The sequence below is a fragment of the Caballeronia sp. M1242 genome, from assembly GCF_017220215.1.
GTDB lineage: Bacteria > Pseudomonadota > Gammaproteobacteria > Burkholderiales > Burkholderiaceae > Caballeronia.
Map to the genome: position 1 here is coordinate 677,982 of NZ_CP071131.1, position 20,774 is coordinate 698,755.

General features: G+C 62.7%; 19 protein-coding genes and 1 pseudogene. 6 read left to right on the forward strand and 14 right to left on the reverse strand.

Translation table 11 applies throughout. From position 1 onward, the window contains the following. Positions 1-276: 276 nt before the first annotated feature. Positions 277-450: a hypothetical protein gene (locus tag JYK05_RS26470; RefSeq protein WP_241270094.1), complete on the reverse strand. Its 174-nt coding sequence runs from the start codon at positions 448-450 to the stop codon at positions 277-279. Here JYK05_RS26470 and JYK05_RS22600 point away from each other — a divergent pair. The 3 genes from JYK05_RS22600 to JYK05_RS22610 all read left to right on the forward strand — a co-directional run bounded on the left by JYK05_RS22600 (position 371) and on the right by JYK05_RS22610 (position 7,668). Then, complete coding sequence (locus tag JYK05_RS22600; protein ID WP_241270088.1) at positions 371-4,462, forward strand: CheR family methyltransferase; 4,092 nt, start codon at positions 371-373, stop codon at positions 4,460-4,462. The two genes, JYK05_RS26470 and JYK05_RS22600, sit on opposite strands and share 80 nt — an antisense overlap. A gap of 322 nt (positions 4,463-4,784) precedes the next feature. Next, on the forward strand, positions 4,785-5,777 hold the full coding sequence (locus JYK05_RS22605) for a chemotaxis protein CheB (RefSeq protein ID WP_206469917.1): 993 nt from the start codon (positions 4,785-4,787) through the stop codon (positions 5,775-5,777). Between the two features lie 334 nt (positions 5,778-6,111). After that, positions 6,112-7,668 (forward strand): phospholipase D family protein, encoded by a 1,557-nt coding sequence (locus JYK05_RS22610; protein ID WP_206469919.1) that lies wholly within the window; start codon positions 6,112-6,114, stop codon positions 7,666-7,668. A 119-nt stretch (positions 7,669-7,787) separates the two neighbouring features. Here the strand turns inward: JYK05_RS22610 and JYK05_RS22615 are convergent, their stop codons facing one another. From JYK05_RS22615 to JYK05_RS22625, 3 genes are all read right to left on the reverse strand, one after another. Continuing rightward, complete coding sequence (locus JYK05_RS22615; protein WP_206469921.1) at positions 7,788-8,045, reverse strand: hypothetical protein; 258 nt, start codon at positions 8,043-8,045, stop codon at positions 7,788-7,790. Between the two features lie 10 nt (positions 8,046-8,055). Beyond that, entirely contained in the window at positions 8,056-8,346 is a 291-nt protein-coding gene (locus tag JYK05_RS22620; protein ID WP_241270043.1) for a hypothetical protein, read from the reverse strand. A 177-nt stretch (positions 8,347-8,523) separates the two neighbouring features. Then, the gene (locus JYK05_RS22625; RefSeq protein ID WP_241270044.1) at positions 8,524-9,291 is read right to left on the reverse strand and encodes an SDR family oxidoreductase; all 768 of its coding nucleotides are present in this window, start codon (positions 9,289-9,291) and stop codon (positions 8,524-8,526) included. Between the two features lie 104 nt (positions 9,292-9,395). Between JYK05_RS22625 and JYK05_RS22630 the strand changes: the two are divergent. Beyond that, a pseudogene (locus JYK05_RS22630) lies at positions 9,396-10,339 on the forward strand (LysR family transcriptional regulator). A 187-nt stretch (positions 10,340-10,526) separates the two neighbouring features. Beyond that, positions 10,527-11,501 (forward strand): helix-turn-helix domain-containing GNAT family N-acetyltransferase, encoded by a 975-nt coding sequence (locus JYK05_RS22635; protein ID WP_175942570.1) that lies wholly within the window; start codon positions 10,527-10,529, stop codon positions 11,499-11,501. 35 nt (positions 11,502-11,536) lie between these two features. Here the strand turns inward: JYK05_RS22635 and JYK05_RS22640 are convergent, their stop codons facing one another. From JYK05_RS22640 to JYK05_RS22680, 9 genes are all read right to left on the reverse strand, one after another. Further along, on the reverse strand, positions 11,537-12,733 hold the full coding sequence (locus tag JYK05_RS22640; RefSeq protein ID WP_206469923.1) for a hypothetical protein: 1,197 nt from the start codon (positions 12,731-12,733) through the stop codon (positions 11,537-11,539). A gap of 160 nt (positions 12,734-12,893) precedes the next feature. Then, on the reverse strand, positions 12,894-13,439 hold the full coding sequence (hpaC, locus tag JYK05_RS22645) for a 4-hydroxyphenylacetate 3-monooxygenase, reductase component (protein ID WP_175942574.1): 546 nt from the start codon (positions 13,437-13,439) through the stop codon (positions 12,894-12,896). Between the two features lie 121 nt (positions 13,440-13,560). Further along, positions 13,561-14,304 (reverse strand): SDR family NAD(P)-dependent oxidoreductase, encoded by a 744-nt coding sequence (locus JYK05_RS22650; RefSeq protein WP_206469925.1) that lies wholly within the window; start codon positions 14,302-14,304, stop codon positions 13,561-13,563. A 12-nt stretch (positions 14,305-14,316) separates the two neighbouring features. After that, the gene (locus tag JYK05_RS22655; protein ID WP_206469926.1) at positions 14,317-15,459 is read right to left on the reverse strand and encodes an amidase; all 1,143 of its coding nucleotides are present in this window, start codon (positions 15,457-15,459) and stop codon (positions 14,317-14,319) included. Continuing rightward, positions 15,456-15,959 (reverse strand): nuclear transport factor 2 family protein, encoded by a 504-nt coding sequence (locus JYK05_RS22660; protein ID WP_371826463.1) that lies wholly within the window; start codon positions 15,957-15,959, stop codon positions 15,456-15,458. The genes JYK05_RS22655 and JYK05_RS22660 overlap by 4 nt, the downstream gene beginning before the upstream one ends. A gap of 4 nt (positions 15,960-15,963) precedes the next feature. Then, the gene (locus JYK05_RS22665) at positions 15,964-16,341 is read right to left on the reverse strand and encodes a hypothetical protein (RefSeq protein WP_175942584.1); all 378 of its coding nucleotides are present in this window, start codon (positions 16,339-16,341) and stop codon (positions 15,964-15,966) included. Positions 16,342-16,405: 64 nt separating this feature from the next. After that, positions 16,406-16,780 carry a tautomerase family protein gene (locus tag JYK05_RS22670; RefSeq protein WP_206469928.1) on the reverse strand — a complete coding sequence of 125 codons (375 nt, stop codon included), beginning with the start codon at positions 16,778-16,780 and terminating at the stop codon, positions 16,406-16,408. A gap of 19 nt (positions 16,781-16,799) precedes the next feature. Next, positions 16,800-17,300, reverse strand: coding sequence for an aromatic-ring-hydroxylating dioxygenase subunit beta (locus JYK05_RS22675; protein ID WP_206469929.1), 501 nt, complete (start codon positions 17,298-17,300; stop codon positions 16,800-16,802). Continuing rightward, the gene (locus tag JYK05_RS22680) at positions 17,297-18,580 is read right to left on the reverse strand and encodes a Rieske 2Fe-2S domain-containing protein (protein ID WP_175942591.1); all 1,284 of its coding nucleotides are present in this window, start codon (positions 18,578-18,580) and stop codon (positions 17,297-17,299) included. Before JYK05_RS22680 ends, JYK05_RS22675 begins: the two co-directional genes overlap by 4 nt. 156 nt (positions 18,581-18,736) lie before the next feature. Between JYK05_RS22680 and JYK05_RS22685 the strand changes: the two genes are divergently transcribed. Continuing rightward, positions 18,737-19,657 carry a LysR family transcriptional regulator gene (locus JYK05_RS22685; RefSeq protein ID WP_206469930.1) on the forward strand — a complete coding sequence of 307 codons (921 nt, stop codon included), beginning with the start codon at positions 18,737-18,739 and terminating at the stop codon, positions 19,655-19,657. Here the strand turns inward: JYK05_RS22685 and JYK05_RS22690 are convergent. Then, the gene (locus JYK05_RS22690) at positions 19,654-20,616 is read right to left on the reverse strand and encodes a PDR/VanB family oxidoreductase (protein WP_206469933.1); all 963 of its coding nucleotides are present in this window, start codon (positions 20,614-20,616) and stop codon (positions 19,654-19,656) included. The two genes, JYK05_RS22685 and JYK05_RS22690, sit on opposite strands and share 4 nt — an antisense overlap. Positions 20,617-20,774: the final 158 nt, after the last annotated feature.

A 20,774-nucleotide genomic window follows, 5' to 3' on the forward strand; every position in this document is an offset into this window, starting at 1 on the left:
CGGGCGCACCGCTGCGCGCGATCGAGCGCAACCCGCGCACGCGATCCCGTTCGCCACCGTTGCAACCATCGCAGGCGACGTCGAACGCCTGGCATGCGCAGCCCGCCATCTCACTCGAAACTTTGTCCGATCCGTCGTCGCGCGTATCCGTTAAGTAACGCTTTCGACAACGTGCAAGCCTAACTGCTGCCCTACAATAGCTGTGCTGCATCGCTGGTCCTACAATAGGCATTCAGTACACAATTCGGCATTGGTCGTGGATAGCACAACCGCGCATTAGACGAGGAGAGGCGCAGTGTCAAAGCCAAAGTCGACGCTCCAGCGAACGACGGATTCACCGGTTACGGTCAAAAGCGACTTGCGGTTTCCAGTGGTTGGAATCGGTGCGTCGGCCGGCGGCGTCGAAGCCTTGCAGACGTTTTTCGAAAATGCGCCGAGCAGCATGGACATGGCGTTCGTCGTCGTGGTGCATCTGGCGGCAGAACATGCGAGTCACGTCGACGACATCCTGCAACGCACCACCGGCATGCCGGTGCGGCAGGTGACTGCCACGCTGCCGCTCGAAAAGAATCATATCTATGTGATCGCGCCGGGCAAGCGGCTGGAGATGTCGGACGGCTGCGTGAGAGCCACCGACCGCGACGCATCCGAGAGCCCGCCCTTTACCATCGACCATTTCTTCCGCACGCTCGCCGAGGCGCACGAGCAGCATGCTATCGGCGTCGTGCTGTCGGGCGCGGGATCGGATGGCGCGGCAGGGCTCATCCGCATCAAGGAAGCGGGCGGCATCACGCTCGCCCAGACTCCCGGCGATGCCGAGCACGCTGAGATGCCCCAGCACGCCATTGCGACAAGCCAGGTCGACATCGTGCTGCCCGCGTCCGAAATGCCGCAGCGGTTGATCGAATTGTGGGCCAACGCCCAGCGCATTCAGTTAGAAAGTCTCGAAGTGGCAGAACCGGCAAACGACCGCACGCGTCGGATGGCGAGCGACCCGGAGCGCGCCTTGTCCGACATATTGATGCACCTGCGCGTGCGCACGGGGCACGACTTCCGGCTGTACAAGCGCGCGACGGTGCTGCGGCGTATCGAACGGCGCATGCAGGTCAACGGACAGCGCGATCTGATGGGCTATCGCGACTTCCTGCGCGCGACGCCCGACGAAGCGAACGCATTGCTCGGCGACATGCTGATCGGCGTGACGCAGTTTTTCCGCGACCGCGGCGCGTTCGACTATCTGGAACGCGAGGTCATTTCCACCCTATTCACCGAAGAGCCGGGCGAGGGGCAGGTGCGCGTCTGGGTGGCCGGTTGCGCCTCCGGCGAGGAAGCCTATTCCATCTCGCTGCAACTGGCGCAGGCGCGCGACGCCGCGAGCTCGGCCCGCTCGATTCAGGTGTTCGCCACCGACATCGACGAAGCGGCGATCTCGCGTGCGCGCGCCGGCTCGTATCCGCTCTCGATTGCGAACGACGTGCCGCCCGCGCTGCTGCAGCGCTATTTCGTGCGTCAATCGGCGCACTACGTCATCGCGAAGTCGGTGCGCGAGCGCATTCTGTTCGCCTCGCATAGCCTGCTGCGCGATCCGCCGTTTTCGCACCTCGATCTGATCTCTTGCCGCAACGTGCTGATCTACCTCGAACGCGCGGTGCAGCGGCAGATTCTCGAGCTGTTCCACTTCGCGCTGCGGCCGAACGGCTACCTGTTTCTCGGCACCGCCGAATCGGCCGATGCCGCCGACGACCTCTTTGTCGTCGTCGACAAGAAATGGCGCATTTACCGGGCGCGCACCGTCGCGCATCGCACGAAGCCCCCAGTCGGTTTCCCACCGCTGATGCAGCACGAAGCAGGCACCGCGGACGACCGCGCAGCGGCCACCGCGCCGCTGCGGGCGCCGGCCAGTCCCGCGCAGCGCAGCTTCTCCTTCACGGAGTTGCATCAGCGCGCGCTGGAGACGTATGCGCCGCCGAGCGTGATCATCGACCGGGACTCGAACGTGGTGCATCTGTCGGACAACGCGGGCCGCTTCCTGCGCCATCCGGGCGGCGAGCTGTCGAGCAACATCATGTCGCTGGTGCTGCCGGACTTGCGGCTGGAACTGCGCACCGCGATTTTCCGCGCGCTGCAAACGGGCACGAGCGTCGAGGCGCGCCGCGTAAAGTGGGTGCACGAGCCGCGCGCCTCGTGGATCAACATGACGGTGCGGCCGTTCCACGACAAGGTGGCGAATGCCGGCTTTCTTCTGATCGTGTTCGATGAAGTGTCGGCTCGCATGACCGACGAAGAACACGCCGAAGCCGCCGGCCAGGACCCGGTGCTCGCGCAGCTCGAACAGGAGTTGCAGCAAAGCCGCGAGCAGCTGGCAACGATTATCGAGCAGTACGAAACATCCGTCGAGGAACTGCGAGCGTCGAACGAAGAGCTGCAGGCGATCAACGAAGAGTTGCGCTCGACCAGCGAAGAACTGGAAAGCAGCAAGGAAGAACTGCAGTCGGTCAACGAGGAACTCACCACCGCGAACGCGGAATTGCAGGCGCGCATCGAAGACACCGCGAAGGCCAACGACGACTTGCACAACATCATCGAATCGAGCGAGATCGCGACGGTGTTCGTCGACAAGGAGATTCGCATCAAGCGCTTCACGCCGAACGCGACGGCGATCTTCAATCTCATCGATAGCGACATTGGCCGGTCGCTCTTTCACATCACGCATTCGCTGCGCTACCCGACACTCGCCGACGACGTGCGGCAGTCGTTCCAGTCGTTGCGGCTGACCGAGCGCGAGATTCAGAGCGAGACGGGCCGCTGGTATCTGATGCGCCTGTTGCCGTATCGCACGGCCGACGATCATATCGACGGCGCGGTGATCACGCTCATCGACATCACCGACCGGCACCACGCCGAAGAGGCGGCGCGCGCGAACGAGCAGAGGCTGCGTCTCGTCGCTCAGTCCACCAAGGATTACGCAATCATCATTCACGACCGCGACGGCTTGATCGTGAGCTGGAACGCGGGCGCGGAAAGAATCTTCGGGTACGCGGAAGACGAAGTGATCGGCCGGGATATCGAGCTCATCTATGAGACGAACGACCGGCTGGCGTTCGTGCCCGCGCACGAGCGCGAAACCGCGCTGAAGGAAGGCCGCGCCGACGACGAGCGCTGGCATCGCACCAAGGACGGCCGGCGCATCTATTGCAGCGGCGTGGTCACGCCGATATCGGACGCTTCGTTCAGCGGCTTCGGGAAGATCGTCCGTGATCTGACCGAGCGCAAGCAGCGCGAGGATGCGAGTCGCGAGGCGTTGGAGCAGGAGCAGCGAGCGCGCGAGCAGGCGCTGAGCGCGAATCAGGTGAAAGACGAGTTCATCGCGGTGCTCTCGCATGAGCTGAAGCATCCGCTCAATCTGATAGGCGTGAAGTCGGAGATGCTGCCGCGCTTGCCGGAGGTCCGGCACATCGACGCCGTGCGCGAAGCGGCCGTGTCGATCAAGCAGGCGGTGCGCAGCCAGGCGCAGATCATCGACGATCTGCTCGACTGGTCGCGCATTCAGACCGGCAAGCTCACGCTCGAAATGCAGCGGGTGGACCTGGCTGCAATGCTCAGCAGCATCGCGGATGCATGCGAGGAAGACGCGGGTTCGCGTGGCATCTCGCTCGAAACGCATTTGGCGGAGGGACCGGCAATCGCGCTCGCCGATCCTGTCCGGTGCGAGCAGATCATCTGGAACCTCGTTTCAAACGCGCTGAAGTTCACTCATGCGGGCGGCCATGTGAAGCTGCATCTGTCGCATGAAGGCCGCATGCTGCGCATCGACGTCGCCGACGACGGGCAGGGCATGGACGCGTCGATGGTCGCGTATGTATTCGACATGTTCCGTCAGGGCCCGCGCGACCGCGTGCGTGGCGGTCTCGGCATCGGCCTCGCGCTCGTCAAGCAACTGGTCGAGAAGCATGGCGGCAGGGTCGCGGCGGCATCGGAAGGTCACGGCATGGGCACGACGATGTCGGTATGGCTGCCGGCGGCCGACGCCCCGCCGCCTGTGAGCGCCGTCACGCGAGACGACGCCAGTATCGTCGGGCTGCACATTCTGCTGGTCGAAGACGACGACGAAACCGGCGCTTCGCTGACCGCGCTGCTCGAACTGGAAGGCGCGGTGGTCGAAGCCGTGACGGATGCGGACGCAGCGTTGACGCTTCTTGCGGAGAAGCCGATCGACGCAATGGTGTCGGACATCGACCTGCCGGGCATGAACGGTTATGAACTGGTGCGAACGATCCGCGCGAATCCGGAATGGGCTGCGCTGCGCTGCGTCGCGCTCAGTGGACACGACCGCCATGAAGACATTCAGGCCGCGCATGAAGCGGGCTACGACGTGCATCTGGCGAAACCGCTCGACTTTTCACGATTGATGGATGCACTGGGCGTCTTGACCCGCGATCAGGGCAGCCAGGCTACCGGCTAGGCTTCGCACTGGCGCGCGGGTGCAACAACGTGCAATGCGGGCCGGGGCGGCTTGATTCAATGAAATGCAACGTCGCCCCGGCACGCTGATCTTCGGCGCGTGAATGTCGCTTTACGCATGCGAGCTTTGATTCAACTACTTCATGCGCTTTCGCGGAGCGCAGCACACCGGACCCACATCGCGACGTTTCCTCAGTCAGTCAGACCGGCAATGCACGCCCCCGCGCGCACTGTCGATACACAGCGGACCCCGAACTGATCGGCTTGACCGATATGAACGAGGGCAGGCGCAAATAATGCGGCCTACGTCGGGTGGAGGCCCTATGGAACATCGAGATATTGTTGTCATTGCGGCGTCTCGCGGCGGACTTCCCGTCCTGAGGACGCTGGTGACACAGTTGCCCGCGGACCTGGACGCCACGCTTTGCATCGTGCTGCACATAGGCAGGCATCGAAGCGTTCTGCCCGAGCTGCTCTCGCGCTGGGGCTCTCACGTGGCGATTCATCCGAGCCACCAGGAAGTGCTGGAGCGTGGCAGAATTTACGTGGCGCCGCCCGATCGTCACATGGTTTTGCGCGACGGCAAGCTGTGCCTTCTCGATACCGCCCCGGAGAACTTCGCGCGGCCCGCCGCCGATCCGCTGTTCAGATCGGCCGCCGTCGAATACGGAAGCCGCGTCGTGGGCGTCGTGCTCAGTGGCGACCTCGATGACGGCGCCGCAGGCCTCGCCTCGGTGCACGCGCGGGGCGGTTACGGCGTGGTTCAGCAACCGGATGACTGCGAGGCCCCGTCCATGCCGCGTAGCGCGATCGCCGCCGGGGGCGTGGATGTCATCGCGAAGCTGGATGAACTTCCGGGGGTCCTTGTTGCAGCCGTCAAGGGGGCGAAGCGGCGCAAGGAGCATTGCATGACGACTAATCGGCCAGACCTCGACCGCGAGGCACAAATTGCTGAGACCGGGCTCGTCGAACCTCAAGTGCTCGATGAGATCGGTCAGCGTTCGGCGCTCACCTGTCCCAGTTGCAACGGCGCGCTTTGGCGGCTCAACGACGACTGGCCTTTACGCTGCCGATGCCATACCGGGCATGCATTCTCGATGCTGTCGCTCGAAGAAGCGACCGCGCAGACCGCCGATCACGCGATCTGGAGCGCGCTGCGCGCCGTGCACGAGCGCATCATCTTCGCGCGCGAGCGGCAGCAGTGGGCGCAGCGGGTGGGCAGCGACACGGACGTGGCCGTGGAACAGGCGCGCATCGACGAGAATGAGAAGCTGGCGGAACTGCTGCGCGCGGCAGCGAATGTTCGCGAGCCTTAATGGGCCATAACGAGCCGCGAACACCGCTGTTATACCATCGATTCACTCGCGCCTGGCGCAGACCGAGGGCGGGAAGCCATGGGTCTGAGCGCGAGGATGGCCGATGGGCGTCGCGATAGACGTGTCAGAGTCCAATGGTCTTATCCAACCGTTATCGCCTGCACTGGCAGCGGGTAACGGCAGTGGGCGGGTCTCGCTCTCTCGCGCATCGTTCTCTTGCTGCGTTACAGAGTGCGTCGAACGCGCTGTCGTGAAGTAGGCGCTTCATAACTCGTGACTATCTCCGTCGCGCAGGCGCGACTACACGGTTCGTCACCGCATAGGAGAGTGCGCCATGAAACTCGGCAAGTGGTTCGCGGTTGCGCTGATGCTGTTGATGACCGCATGCGCAAGCCTTCCGCCGCAAGCCGAACGCGAGGAATCACACGCCCTGACCGACACCTCGAACACGCGCCTCGGCAGGTCGTTCGCGACGAGCGAGGCCGCTCATCCTGGCGACAACGCGTTCCATCTGCTACCCGATGGAATGGATGCGCTCATCGCACGCGTGATCCTGAGCGAGACCGCCGATCGCACGCTCGATCTCCAGTACTACATCTGGCATTCGGACCTCACGGGTCGCGAGATGGCCGCGTCCATCATGCGCGCGGCCGATCGCGGCGTGCGTGTGCGTCTTCTGCTCGACGATCTCGGCACGAACGCCGACGATCAGTTTCTCCTCGCGCTGGCCTCGCATCCACACGTGCAAGTGCGTCTCTTCAATCCTGTGGCGAATCGCACGTTCAAGAGACTCGGCTCGGCAGCGGAGTTCTTTCGCGTGAACCGACGCATGCATAACAAGGCGCTCATCGCGGACAATCAAGCGGCGATTCTCGGCGGACGCAATATCGGCGACGAGTACTTCGGCGCATCGAGCACGGTCGCGTTCGGCGATCTGGATGTGCTCGTGCATGGACCTGTCGTGCGTGAAGTATCGAGCGCGTTCGACCTGTACTGGAACTCGGATGAGGCCTATCCGATTGAAAATCTCCTGCGACGTCATGCCGACGGGGACTCATTAGCTGAGTATCGCGAGAAGCTCGATGCTTATCTTCTGTCGGAAGAACATTCGCCGTACGTGGCGAACGTGCGAGAGCGTCTCGCAACCGTGATCCAGCAGCGCGGCACCGAATTCTCATGGGGCAAGGCAACGCTTCTCTACGACGATCCGGCGAAGATCACGCGCGCGCCCGGCGATGCCGAAGGTCATCTGATTTCGCAGTTCAAGGCTCTTAAGCTCGATCCCGAGAAAGAGATGCTGATCGTGTCGCCCTATTTCGTGCCGCGCGAGGAGGGCGTGCGCTGGCTTCGGTCGATGACCTCGCGGGGCGTGCGCGTGACGGTCCTGACGAATTCGCTAGCGGCGACGGATGTCGCTGCGGTGCACGCCGGCTATCGACGCTATCGCAAGGAAATGCTCGAAGCGGGCGTGCGCTTGTATGAGTTGAAGCCGGTCGCGTCGACGGATGACCACGAGAGCAAGAAGAAGTCGACATTCGGATCGTCGAAGGCTTCGCTGCATGCGAAGACCTATGTCTTCGACCGCAAGCGCATTTTCATCGGCTCCATGAATCTCGACCCACGTTCCATCGAATTGAATACGGAGATCGGCGTCTATTGCGAAAGCGCGGCGGCGGCTGAACAAGTGGCGACCGGTATCGGCACGAATATCGATCGCATCGCATGGCGTGTCGAGTTGCAGGACGACGGCAACGGTGGCACGCGCATGGTGTGGATCGACACGGACGCCAACGGCAACACTGCGCTGCTCGAAAAGGAGCCGGGCGTGTCGGCGTTCAAGCGCGCGGGCATCTGGATGCTCGGCATTCTGCCGATAGAATCGCAGCTGTGATACACCGCACGCGCAGCGGGAACCGACTTCGAGATGGGTGCGCGTCTTTGCGGCGTCTCGCTTCATGAACCGAAGCACAGGCGCTTCTCAACGCTTGGTCCGAAATCGCACGAGGCTATTCAGTATTTAATGTCTCTTGCAGCTTGCCGTCCCTGTTGCTTCGTCTCCCGCTTGTCCTGACGGCACTGCGCGTTCGATTGCTGATTCGCGGCGCGGCAATCTTGTTTGGTATGCCGGGCGGACTGGCGCGTGTCCTGACGCACATCGCGCGCGGCGCGGCGTTGTTGCGCCTGCTGTGTCGGCAAAGCGCTATCCGGCCACGACAGCGCGAGGATGGCGGTGGCGATCGCGATAGACCTGAGTGTGCGCGCGGTCATGATGTACTCGTCAACTCGGGATCTTGTCGTCGATGACGCGCTGCGCTGCTTTGAGGCCAGTTGACAGAGCCTCGTCCTCCGTGCGGAAGACGGTGTGGGCTTCGGAGACCAGCCGAACCGGCACGCCGACCGGCCGCTTCGGCTCGGCGGTGCAGACGCTCACAAGCGCGATGAATCCCACCGTGCCGCCATATCTCGCATCCTGCGACACGGCTCGAACCGGCTCGAGCTGAACCGTGATCTCGAATCCTCGATAGGGATAGCTTCGCTCCATCGATTCGCCCTCGCGAGTTTCCGCCAACGGCAAGCGCGCCTACCGTCTGATCAAACCGGCAACCACCGCAGCCGCCTACGTAAAACCATTCTAGTTGGTCGGCATCTCGATCCGCAGGGGCGTAGGGGTTTGTGCTTACGAGACTCACGCCGCCCACGGTTCACGGCAAGAGCGACGCAAGCACTTTTCCCGTTGAGTCTTACGTCACACGAGACGCGCGCCGCCATCGACGTTCAGCGTCGCTCCGTTCATGAAGCCGTTGGTCATCAGGAACACGACGCCTGCGCCGGCTTCGCTTGCGGTGCCGAGCCGATGCAACGGCAGCGTCTTCTCCATGTTCGCCACGACCGCATCGCGCGCGTCACCGAGCGCCTTGCGCAGAATCGGCGTGTCGATCGGGCCGGGCGACAGCGTGTTCACGCGCACCGGCGCGAGTTCGAGCGCGAGGCCGCGCGCGAGCGCTTCCATGGCCGCGGACGCCGCCGCGAGCACGGCGGTGCCGTAGGCGTTCGGACGGTCGGCGAGACTGCCGGAGATGAACGTGATCGAGCCATCGGCGCTCAAGCGGTCTCCCAGCGCGCGAATGACGTGCACGGCCGCCCAGATGCGTTCCTCGAACGCCGTTCGAAGATGCGCGACGTCGGCTTCGCGCACCGTCCCCGCGACGAAGGTGCCCGCCAGCAAGACGAGATGATCGACCTTCGGAATGTCGCGCACGGCCTGCTGGAGAGCGTCCGCGTCGGTTACGTCCGCCGCGCGCCAGCCGGCGAAGCCATGTTCCGCGGCGACGCGTTGAGCCGTATCCGCGGATCGTCCGACGACGATCACATCCGCGCCCGCCCGCTTTGCCTGAATAGCCGCGTCGAGCCCGATGCCCGACGTTCCGCCGAAAATCAGCGCCGTCTTGCCTGCCAGCGCGCGTTGAGCGACTTCTTCGGCCTGTGCGTCTTGCGCTTTCATGTTCGCGTTCATGTCCTTCTCCTGTTTGACTTCGCCGGTTTGGCGTCGATGGAAGAAGGTTAATTCGCGACGACTGGCTTGATAATGGGGCCGACGTTCGCTTTAATGATGCCATCATGGAACAAATTGCCATCGAACGACTGACCGGGCTGATTGCTTTTGCGCGCGCGGCGTCGCTCGGCAGCTACACGGCCGCCGCGCGATCGCTTTCCGTTTCGCCATCGGCGATCAGCAAGAGCATCCAGCGGCTGGAGCAGCATTTCGGCCTCAGGCTGTTCAGCCGGACCACGCGCTCGCTGACGTTGACGCCGGAGGGGCGCGACCTTCTGGAGCGCACGCAACGTTTATTGCGCGAGGCGGAAGGTATCGAGCAAGGCGTCGCCGCTGCGCGCGCGGAGCCAGCGGGAACGCTCAAGGTGACGGCGCCGTTGCCCGTCGGCGTGAACATCCTCGCGCCGGCTTTGCCCGCGTTTCGCCGGCAGCATCCGAAAGTGACCGTCGATGTGCGCCTGAGCGATCGTTACGTCGATCTGATCGAGGAGGGCGTGGATGTCGCTATCCGAGTCGGCGATCCCGGCGACACGCGGTTAATCGCGCGCCGACTCGCACCGCATCGGATTTGCGCGTTCGCATCGCCCGATTATCTTCGGGAGCGAGGCGTGCCGCGGCATCCGAACGATCTCTTGCAGCATGATTGCGTGAACTTCCGATACCAGTCGACAGGGCAGGAGGCGGCGTGGCCGTTCAACGTGGGCGGCAAGCTCGTCGAGTTCACGCCTGCGTCGGCTTTGATGATCGACGTCAGCGACGCGGTTGCTTCCGCGTTGGCCGCCGGCGCCGGGATCGGGATTTCGACGACTTATATCGCGGCGTCTTACGTTCGAAGGCGCGAGCTCGTACCCGTGCTGCATGAGTTCGCCTATGACCGATTCCATTTGCATGCCGTGTGGCCCGAAAGCCGACGCAGCAATCCTGCCGTGAAAGCGTTCGTCGCCTTTTTACAGGGCATTTCCCGTCTCCCGCGCCTTGGGACGTACTCGTACGGGATCACGCTTCCTAGCTGCTTTGATCACATTAGCGGGGAGCTACAGGCGCCAACGCGCTGATTGTTCGGAACGTCTAGCGTTCCTTGTTCGTTTCGCGCGTCGGTTTTGCGGAAGACTACCGCCGCGACCTGCCGACGCTCTTGTTGACATAGTTGCGGTGCGCAACTACAGTAGTTGCGTATCGCAACTGAAAACCTTTCTATGTCACCCGAAAATCGTCAGACCGCCCCGTCGTCGAACACCGTGCGCCAGGTCCGTGATTCCTCCCGCAAGCTGGTTCGCGAACTAGGATTCATGAGCGCAACGCTGGCAGGCACCGACCTTTCGCCGTCTGCCGTACATGCAGTGCTCGAAATCGGCGCAAGTCCCGGAATGAACGGTAAGGAACTGGCAGAGCTGCTGAGATTGGATAAGTCCAACAGCAGCAGGCAAATCGCGCGTCTGGAGGCGGCCGGAATCGTCGAGCGACGCGCGTCCGACGGCGACGCCCGCTCTTCAGAACTCTATTTGACGCATGCAGGAAAGTTACTCAGGCAGAAGATCGACCGCTTCGCGTCTACTCAGGTGTCGAAGGCGCTCGGGCGCTTGAGCCATTCCGATCAATTGGCCTTGGTGCGTACAGTCGGACTGTATGCCGATGCATTGGGGCAAGACAATGGAGCCAACGCACCGATGAACAAAACGCTTTCTGCGTCGATAGTCGAGGGGTACCGGCCCGGCTGCATCGGTGATGTGGCCAGCTTGCACGGGCGCTTTTATGCGCAGCACTGGGGTTTCGGCGCCTTCTTCGAAAAGAGAGTCGCGACGGAACTGGCCGCGTTCGCCGAAGCGTTGCCGCAAGAGGGCAAAGCGCTCTGGCTCGGTGAACGCGACGGCCGCACGCTTGCATCCCTTGCCATCGATGGGAATCTCAAGAGCGGAGTAGCGCATCTGCGTTGGTTCATCGTGGACGACGCGTTGCGCGGTACGGGCATAGGAAGGCAACTCATGACGCGCGCAATGGAGTTCGTCGACGCGCATTTCGCCGAGACGTACCTGTCTACCTTCAAGGGTCTGGACGCAGCGAGGCACCTGTATGAGTCATTCGGCTTCAAACTGTGCGAAGAAGCTCAGGGCACGCAATGGGGAACAAGCGTCACGGAACAACGCTTTGTTCGTCGAACCGCCTGCCCCTAGTGGCTGTACCCGCTGCTGACGTAACGCCCGCTATCTCACCACCACCATGGACGCAAAGAGCCTCGCTCGTCTGGATCGATGTGGTGACCGCGGCTCCCGTCATGCCCGTGGTGATGATCCTCGTCATGTTCTTCGCAACGGTGCCCGGCTTTCGGCAGGCCGCTTACCTTGCGAATGTATCCGGTGCTCTGCGCCGCTTCGGCAAAATACAAATCGCCTTCCGGCCCGAACGCGAGTCCTCTGGGACCGCTCAAAATGCCAGCCTGGGTGGCGGGACCGCCGTCGCCGCTATGACCGTCCATTCCACTGCCGGCAATGGTCGTGATGATGCCGGTGTGCCTGTTCACCTGGCGCACGCGGTAGTTGAAGGTATCGCTGATCGTCAGGTTGCCCGCGCAATCGAACGCGATGTGCGTGGGGAAGTTCAAGAGCGCGTCGGTGGCGAGAATGCCATCTCCGTTGTAGCACGCGGAGCCGCCAATCTGCTGGCATGTGGGCCCCGCGCCGGCTACCTTGGTGACCGTGCCGGTCGATGCGTCGAAGCGGACGACATTCGGCGGCACCGGATCCACCACGTACAGAACGCCGTGCCGGTCGAACGCCATGGTCACGATGTACGTGGCGCCCAACTCGACAACGGTCGAGATGATGCCGGTTCGATGGTCCACTCGCCGGATAAGACCGGCCGCTGAATCGGCAATGTAGAGATCGCCTTCGCGGTTCACCGCGACATCGTTGGCGAATACCGTTGCTTGCGTGGCGGGACCGCCGTCACCGCGATTGGGCACATTCGGCGTTCCGGGGCCAGCGACCGTGGTGATGACGCCGGTCTCGCGATCGACCCTTCGCACGACTCTGACATTGCCCGAATCGCCGATGAAGACGTTACCGGCGCGGTCGAGCGCGACGCCTGTCGGATAGTCGAGCAGGGCTTGCGTGGCGGGGCCGCCGTCGCCGCGATAGCCTGCTTGCCCGGTGCCGGCGATGATCGTCACCGTGCCGTTCCTGTGGTCGATGCGCCTAACCACGTGATGCGTCGGTTCGGCCGTATAGATGTTGCCCCATCGGTCCGCCGCGATGGCTTCGGCCTGAATGCTCTGCGCGCCTTCCCCGCCTGCGAAGGTAGTGATCGTCTGCGCTTGGGCGGCGTGCGCGATGGCGATCAACAGCATTGCGTAGAAGGCTCGCAACGTGGCAGCGATGCTTCGGCTAACCTGTGCAGTGTGCGGCATACGTCCTCCATTTCGCGTCATCGAAATGCACGACCATTCGAAAAGTCGATGTCGCGGAATGTAGGATGTTGTGGCCACGAAGGAGCAAGCCCGAAAGCGTCCAAACCGCCCGACACTTCATTTTAGTAATAAGTATCGAAAAGCAAATGACTTTTCATCCTTACGATTGAGTCGTTGCCTTCCATGCTCGCGGCACGCGATGAAAGTTGCGGTCGAAATAGATCAGGCTGTCGCCATCGCTTCGCACCTTGATGTGCGTCGTTTGCACGAACATCACGGCATGCGAGCCCACATCTTTTGCTTCGACGATCGTGCCTTGCAAACTGGCAAGCGCGCCACGCAAAACGGGTACGCCGTTCTCGCCTTCGTCCCAAACCGGCAACTGAAAGCGCTCTTCCATCGATAACCCCGTCATGCCCGCGAAGTGTCGGGCGATGCTCTCCAGACTCGCCGGCAGGACGTTGATGCAAACCTGTCGATTGCCGTCGAAGACGGAATGCATCGCGCTCGACCGGTTGAGGCAGACGAGCAGCGTCGGCGGCGCGTCGGTAACGGAGCAGACCGCGCTTGCCGTGATGCCGCATCGTCCGTGCGCGCCGGCGGTGGTGATGACATTGACGGCTGCGCCGAGATGGGCCATCGCTTGTCGGAACTGTTGGCGCTGCGAATCGAGTTCGGTGTGGACGGATGCGGCTTGTGCGGACATGATATTGAGTCTCCGGCTTGATCTGCCATGAAAGCAAACACATGGATGAAATGTGGCTTGGCTAGCGCACTTTTGAGTGGTTACGATGGCCGTTCGAAATTCGCATGCACGCGCCATATCGTTAGCGCATGAAAAGCCCACCATTGATATCCCAGCACGCACCGTTGGCGAAGTAGGCATCGGCGGAAGCGAGCATGACGGCAATATCGGCAATGTAGGAAGCAGAGCCGAGGCGTCCCACGGGAATGCCGGCAATCACTTTCTCCAGCTTGTCCGCGGGCACGCTCTCATGCACGATCGGCAGATCGAGCGGTCCCGGTGAGATCGCGTTGACAGTCACGCCATGCGCCGCGAGATCGCGTGCGAAGACCTTGGTAAGCGTGATGGCGCCGCCTTTGGCCGCCGCGTAATGCGCGCCGGTCGCCGAGCCGCCATTCTGTCCCGCGAGCGATGCGATATTCACGATGCGCCCCGCGCCGTGCGTCGCGAAGTACTGCCCGAACACCTGACAGCCGAACAACACGCTGCGCAGGTTCACGTCGATGACCTGATCGAACTCTTCCGCCGTGATCTCCATGACGGGCACCACCTTCGACGCGCCCGCGTTGTTCACGAGCGCATCGATCGCGCCCCAGCGGTCGATCAGCGCATCGCGCGCGGCCTCGAAATCGGCCTTTGAGGTGACATCGAGCCTGAGCGCGAGTGCGCTCGACCCGTCGCCGCTCAACTCACGCGCGAGCCTCTGCGCGGCATCAAACGCGATATCGCCGAGCGCCACTTTGTAGCCCGCGTCATGAAAGCGGCGCGCGAGCGCCTCGCCCAGTCCGCGCGCGGCGCCTGTAATGAGCACGACTCTCTTCGACATGACATGTCCTCGTCATTCGTTGGATGCGAGCGCCGCTTCGATGCGCGCCGCGACCGCGCACACGGTCTCGTCCTCGCCCTCGCGGCCGACGATCTGCAATCCGGCCTTCATGTGCGTTCCGTTCATTGGCACGGGCAGCGTAATGGCAGGATGCCCGCTGAGATTGAATGGCCGTATGAGCGACGACATCGCGATGACCGACGTTCCCGCGCGCGCCGCCTCGATGGTGATCGGAAGCGACGGAAGCGTCGGCAGAATGAGCACGTCCGCGTCATCGAGCGTGCGGTCGATTTCATCCGTGATCGCGCTGCGGATGCGTTCCGCGTTGTCGAGATCGGCAGCGTTCGTATTGGCTGCCGCGCGCAGGCGGGCTTCGATATCGGCGCCGAGCTTGCCGGTATCGACGAGATGGCCGAACGCACGCCACGTCTCCGCGTTGATGACAGCCAGCCCCGCTGCGAAGGCATCGCGCATCGACGCGAGCGCCACGCGGCGCGTGAACAAGCCGCTGCATGCCACCGCAGAGGCAACCGCGCGCTTGATGTCGTCGTCCGCATCGACATGAAGCAGCGCGACCCTTGCATTCGCAACATCGCGGCGCGCGCGGCCCGCCTGAAACGACGGATCGATTGCGAGCATCACGTCGATGATCGTGTTCATGTCACGCGCGAACGGACCGACGCAATCGAGCGTGGTCTCGCGCGGCGCGACGCCATCGCGCGATACGCGTCCGAACGTGGGCTTGAGGCCGATCACGCCGCAACACGCCGCCGGGCCGCGCACGGAGCCGCCGGTGTCGGTGCCGAGCGCGGCATCGACGAGATGCAGGCCGACCGCGGACGCCGAACCGCTCGACGATCCGCCCGGAATGCGCGCCGCATCCTGTGGATTGCGCGGCGTGCCGCAGAAGTCGTTGATGCCGGTCATGCCGAACGCAAGCTCGTGCATGTTGGTCTTGCCGGTGATGCGCCAGCCCGCGTCGAGCAGGCGCTGGGCGACTTCGGCGTGGCGCGTGGCGGGCGGCGCATCGGCGAGCGCGCGGCTCGCGGCGGTCGTCGCGTAGCCCGCGATATCGATGCTGTCCTTGATCGCAATCGTCGGCGCGTCCGGACGTGCATGCGCAATGAGATCGAACTCGTGCAAGAAGGCGCTCATGCGATAGCTCCTCGGGCGGGATTGACGGACCACGGTGCGTCGAAGAGACGCTCGGTGCGGAAGTGGCGGATCAGCCAGATGGCTTCGTCGTGCGATGAGGGCACGAAGTCCACTTCGAGCCGCGCTGCGATGAGCTCGGCCCGGCCATCGACATAACCGGAAGCCTGCAACATGATCCAGCGGCCTTTCGCCGACTCGCCGCGCACTTCGGTATGCTCGCTCGTCAGAAAGTGCGTGTTGGTCGTGAAATGCGGTGTGGGCGGCAGATAACGCTGCAACATCGCGACGATATTCGCCGGTCCGATTAAGCGACCGAACTTGTTTGCATACTGCGGGCCGATGCCTTCCCACACCGCATCGTCGGAAAAGAGCGCCGCGAGCGATTCGCCTTCGAGCGCGCGCGCGGGCACGTCGCACAGCGCCATGTACCGCGCGATAGTTCTGCGGACCGCGTTGTGCGCCTCCAGCGCGCGCAAGCGCTCGACGATGGTCTCGTTCATCGCATCACCCATGATTGCCGACCGCGGGCGGCACCGTCAGCGCGCGGCCCACGCGTGCTTCGATCTTGCCGTAGCGCCACAAGTTGTACTCGCCGACCGGCGTCGTGCGATACAGATTGCAAACAGCGACGGCGGTGTCGAAATCGGCGACATCGGCCATAATGTAGAAGGTCCACGGCGCGCCGTCCGCATTGCCGACGACGAGCCGGTCGTCATCCATCACCCCGAGCACGCGCACGTTGTCCATCGCTTCGATGGCGTTAAGCATCTTGCCGTAGGCTTGCCACACCTCGCCGATCTGCTCGCGCGGCAGATCGAAGAAATTCTGCGAGACGCCGCAGCAGAACAGCACGCGCAGGGGCAGGTTTCGCGTATCGGGCATTGTTAGCTTCCTGTTCAACGTTTTTGCATGGGGCGATCAAGGACAGCGGGAGATGCACTGCACGCTATCGACCGAGCGCGCGAGCGGTCTTTCCGCCGAGACCGAAATCCGTGTTCGGTATGTCCTTGATCATCACGCGCGTGGACTGCAACGGCACGTCGAGCACTGCGGCGCTGGTTTCGCAGAGGTGCGCGATCAACGCTTCCTTCTGCGCTTCCGTGCGGCCTGCAATCAGAATCGCGATGATGACCGGCAACGCAGCAGGCGTAAGTTTTCCGCCCAGACCGATGTTCGACGCCGGCAACTCCGACAACAGAATGCGCACCGATTCAGCCGGCGCGCCGATCGCATCGACGGTCGCCTGTGTCAGACCGTGAATGAGCGAGGCCTTGCGATCATCGGCATGGCCTTGCGGCAGATAGACTTCGAGAGTCGGCATGGCAATTCATCCACGAACGTCAAAGCAGAAAGCCGATGGCGTTCAGTGCTTCGGTCGAGTTGATCAGACGAATCACCTTCTCCACGAGACGCGGCTCGCCGTCGGTCATGCTGATCTTGTGCGTGAGGTCGGCTGCGAAGATGGTCGACACGCCGCGCTTGTACGCGATGATGATCTGCGACGACTTCACTTCGACGAGATCGGCGCTCTCCGACGAACGCGTGAAGCGCGACACCGTGCGCACCGTGCGCGCCGCATCGGATGCGGACGCCGAGTAGCCCGACGTCATGCGTTGCACGCGCAGCTCGCGCATGTGCTGATCGTCGAATGCGTAATTCAAGGTCGCGGCGTAGTCGGTCGTATCGGGATCGATCGGCACGACGTAGATGCCTTTCGGGTCCCACAGCTCTAGCCACGCGCGGTAATCACGGCGATCCAGAAGCTCGGCTTCGCGCCAGATGAACTCGATCGCGCATGCGAAGGTCTGGTCGGATAAGAGTGCGTTGCGGTCGTCCATCATGCTTGCTCCATCATTGCGCGCCATTGCCTGTACGCTTCGCGCATGCCGGTTTCGTCGGTCGCGTGCGCGGTCTTTTCGCCGTTCGGCGCGGTGGTTTCGCGGTTCAGGCCGCGGTTCACGAGGATTGGTACATCGGGGCCGGCGTAAGAGCCGCGCTGCACGCGCTCCCAAGCTTCGGCGTCGTCGGGACTGCCGAATCCGAACGGACCCTGAAAGTGTTCGTGTATGCGCAGACGCACTCGGTTCGCTTCCTCGGGGCCGCCGTCCATTCCCAGCGCGACGTGGCGAATCTCCGTTTCCTCTGCGGAAATGGGCCGCAGCACGCGGAAGAAAGCCATCGACAACGCAAGGTTCGGAAAGAGGTTCAGATTGAAGCCCACGCCCATCAGCGAACGCACGATGCGGCGCACTTCCTCGGGCGTATGCTTTTGCGCGAGTTGCGCGGCGAGTTCATTGAAACGCTCGGGCAAGGGCGCGCCGTCGTCTTTGTCGAGATCGACGATCTCCGGCACCAGCACCGCGAGGCTGTGACCATTGCCGAGCGAGCGGCAGAACGCTTCGTCGCTCGTCATGAAGCTCGTGATGGCGGCGGCGGTTTCATCGTCGATGGACTTCATCCATGACTTGTGCACGACCGGGAAGTGATACAGGTCCGTCGTGTTCTCGAGCTGGATCTTCCAGTTGCCTTTGAACTTGAACTTGTGCTCGCCGTTGGCCTTGATCGGATAGCCCGCGCCTTGCTTCATGAAGAGATCGATCCAGGGCTTCGCGCCGCCGAGAAAGTCTTCGAGCGATTCGATGCTTTCATTGAAGCTCGCGAAGATCAAGCCCTGATACACGCCGACGCGCAGCTTCTTGAGCGGCAGATCGCCTTTCTCGCACACGCCTTCATAACCGTCGCCATAGGGCAGCGCGCGCAGCGTGCCGTCGAGCGCATAGGACCAGCTGTGATATGGGCACGTAAAGCCCTTCGCGTTGCCCTTGTGCTCTTCGCAGACGGTCGCGCCGCGATGACGGCAACGGTTTTGCAGCACGTTCACCGCGCCCGTCTTGTCGCGCACCACGATGACCGGCTGTCGGCCGATGGTGGTCGTCACGAAGTCGCCCGGTTTCGGCAACTCGCTCTCATGCGCGACCCAGACCCACGTTTTATAGAAGATGCGTTCGAGTTCTTCTTCGAACAACTGCGGATCGTAGTACAGGGAAGGCGCGATGCGATCGGCCTCGGCGCGCTTCGCGAGCGCGCTCGTGTCGATGGTTTGATAGGTCGGCGTACTCATCGTGATCGTGGGAAGTAGTTGAGTGGCTCACATGAGAAAAAGGCATCGACATCAGCGCATCCTCTCGTTGACATCAGTCTCGCTTTGCGAAGATCATGCGTCAAATCGATTAAAAACAGGTCGCCGGATAAGCGCGGCCGATATTACCGAGCCGCCATGACCTCCATTGACCACATCGATCTCAATCTGCTGCGCGTGTTTCAGGCCATCGTGGAAGAGCGCAGTCTGACGAAAGCGGGCGAGCGGCTTGCCCTATCGCAGCCCGCAGTGAGTTACTCGCTCGGACGGCTGCGCACGCTCTTCGACGACACGCTTTTCATCCGCACCAAAGCGGGCATGCAGCCGACGCCCGTGGCGCTGGAGCTCGCGGAAATCGTCGGACGCGCGCTCGATACGGTGCGTCAGGCGCTGCGTTATGCGGAGCGATTCGAACCGGCGACGAGCACGCGCAGCTTCCGTCTCTCGCTGTCCGACGCGGGTGAAATGGCGTACTTGCCGGCGCTGTGCGCCGCATTGCAGAGCGCCGCGCCGCGCGTGAAGCTCGTCGTCGAGCCGCTGCCGGTGGAAGACATAGAAGAAGCATTGCGGTCGAGCAGGCTCGACTTCGCCATCGGCAATCTGCCTGCGTTGCTGCCGCGCACGCGTTATCAACTATTGTTCGAGGAGTCGTATGTGTGCATGACGCGCAAGCGCAGCGATCTGCCCGCGGGCGATACGCTCAAGCTGGAGCATTTTCTAGCCGCATCGCATGTGCAGGTGCGATCGCTCGAACACAGTCATCACGCACTGGACGATGCGTTGCGCGCGCAAGGCGTGGGGCGAAATATCGCGTTGGCGTTACCGCATTTCGTCGCCGTGCCGGGCGTGCTCGCGGCGACGAATCTGCTCGCGACGCTGCCCGAGCGGCTCGCGCATATCCTCAATCGCAATGATGCTTTCCGCATCTATGCGTTGCCTGTGCCCTTGCCGAAAGCCGCTGTCACGATGCACTGGCACGAGCACTTTCATGAGGACGAAGGCATTGCGTGGATGCGCGGGCTCATCTCCGACATCCTCGCGAACTTCAGGAAGTCCTAGAGATCCAGCACCAGCACCGGAGAACGCGAACGCGACACGCAACAGCAGATGACCGTGTTGCTCGCGCGTTCCGCCTTGCTCAGGCAATGGTCGCGATGCTCCGGCTCGCCGCTCACGACATCCACCATGCAGGTGCCGCACACGCCTTCCCCGCAGGACGTATCCACTTCGATGCCGATAGAAGCGAGCGCATCGACGATGGACGTCTTCGCATCGACATGCACCGTCTGACCCGTGCTCGCAAGCTGCACGTCGAAGCTATCGAGTGAAGCTTCGACCGTGGGCGCAGGCTCGGCTTTGAAGCGTTCGAGATGAATCGATTCGGCCGGCAAATGCGCCTGTGCTCTGTCGACGACGAGATCCATGAACGGGGCCGGGCCGCAGGTGTACACGTGCGCATCGGGACCTGCATCGCGCAGACATGCATCGAGTGCGGCGGGTAGCGCATCGCGCTGCACGCCGAAATGCAGCTTCACGTGGCTTTCGAAAGGCGCGCGCGTGAGTAGCGTCATGAAGGCCGCGTGACGTTCGCTGCGCGCGAAGTAGTGCAGCGTGAAGCGTGCGTTGCGCGCGGCGAGGCGATACGCCATCGAAAGCAGCGGTGTAATGCCGATACCCGCGCCGATAAGGATATGTTCGCTCGCGCCTTCTTCGAGCTTGAAAAGGTTGCGTGGCGCGCCGACCGACAATTCTGTGCCGATGCTCACTTCCTCATGCAGCGAGCGCGATCCGCCGCGCGACTGCTCTTCCTTCTTCACGGCGAACACTTGCGATTCGACGCATTCCGGATCGCCACACAGCGAGTATTGACGCGTGATGCCGGACGGACCGGTCACGTCGATATGCGCGCCGGGCTCATACTGCTCGAAGGGCAGGCCGTCGACGCGGGAGATACTGAACGAGCGCACGCCGTGCGCTTCCTCTCGCACTGCGTCGACGCGGACTTTGAAGAGTTCCATGATGCGTTCCGATGACTCTTTACAGGGGACGATGTACCGAGATTAGCGCTGTGAATCGAATAAGAGAAATAGATTAAAAAGTCCGGGTCGCATCAAGCGGACTGATTTGACCGCTGAATGGAAAAGCGCATTTACACGGCGAAGAGCCGTGCGAATGC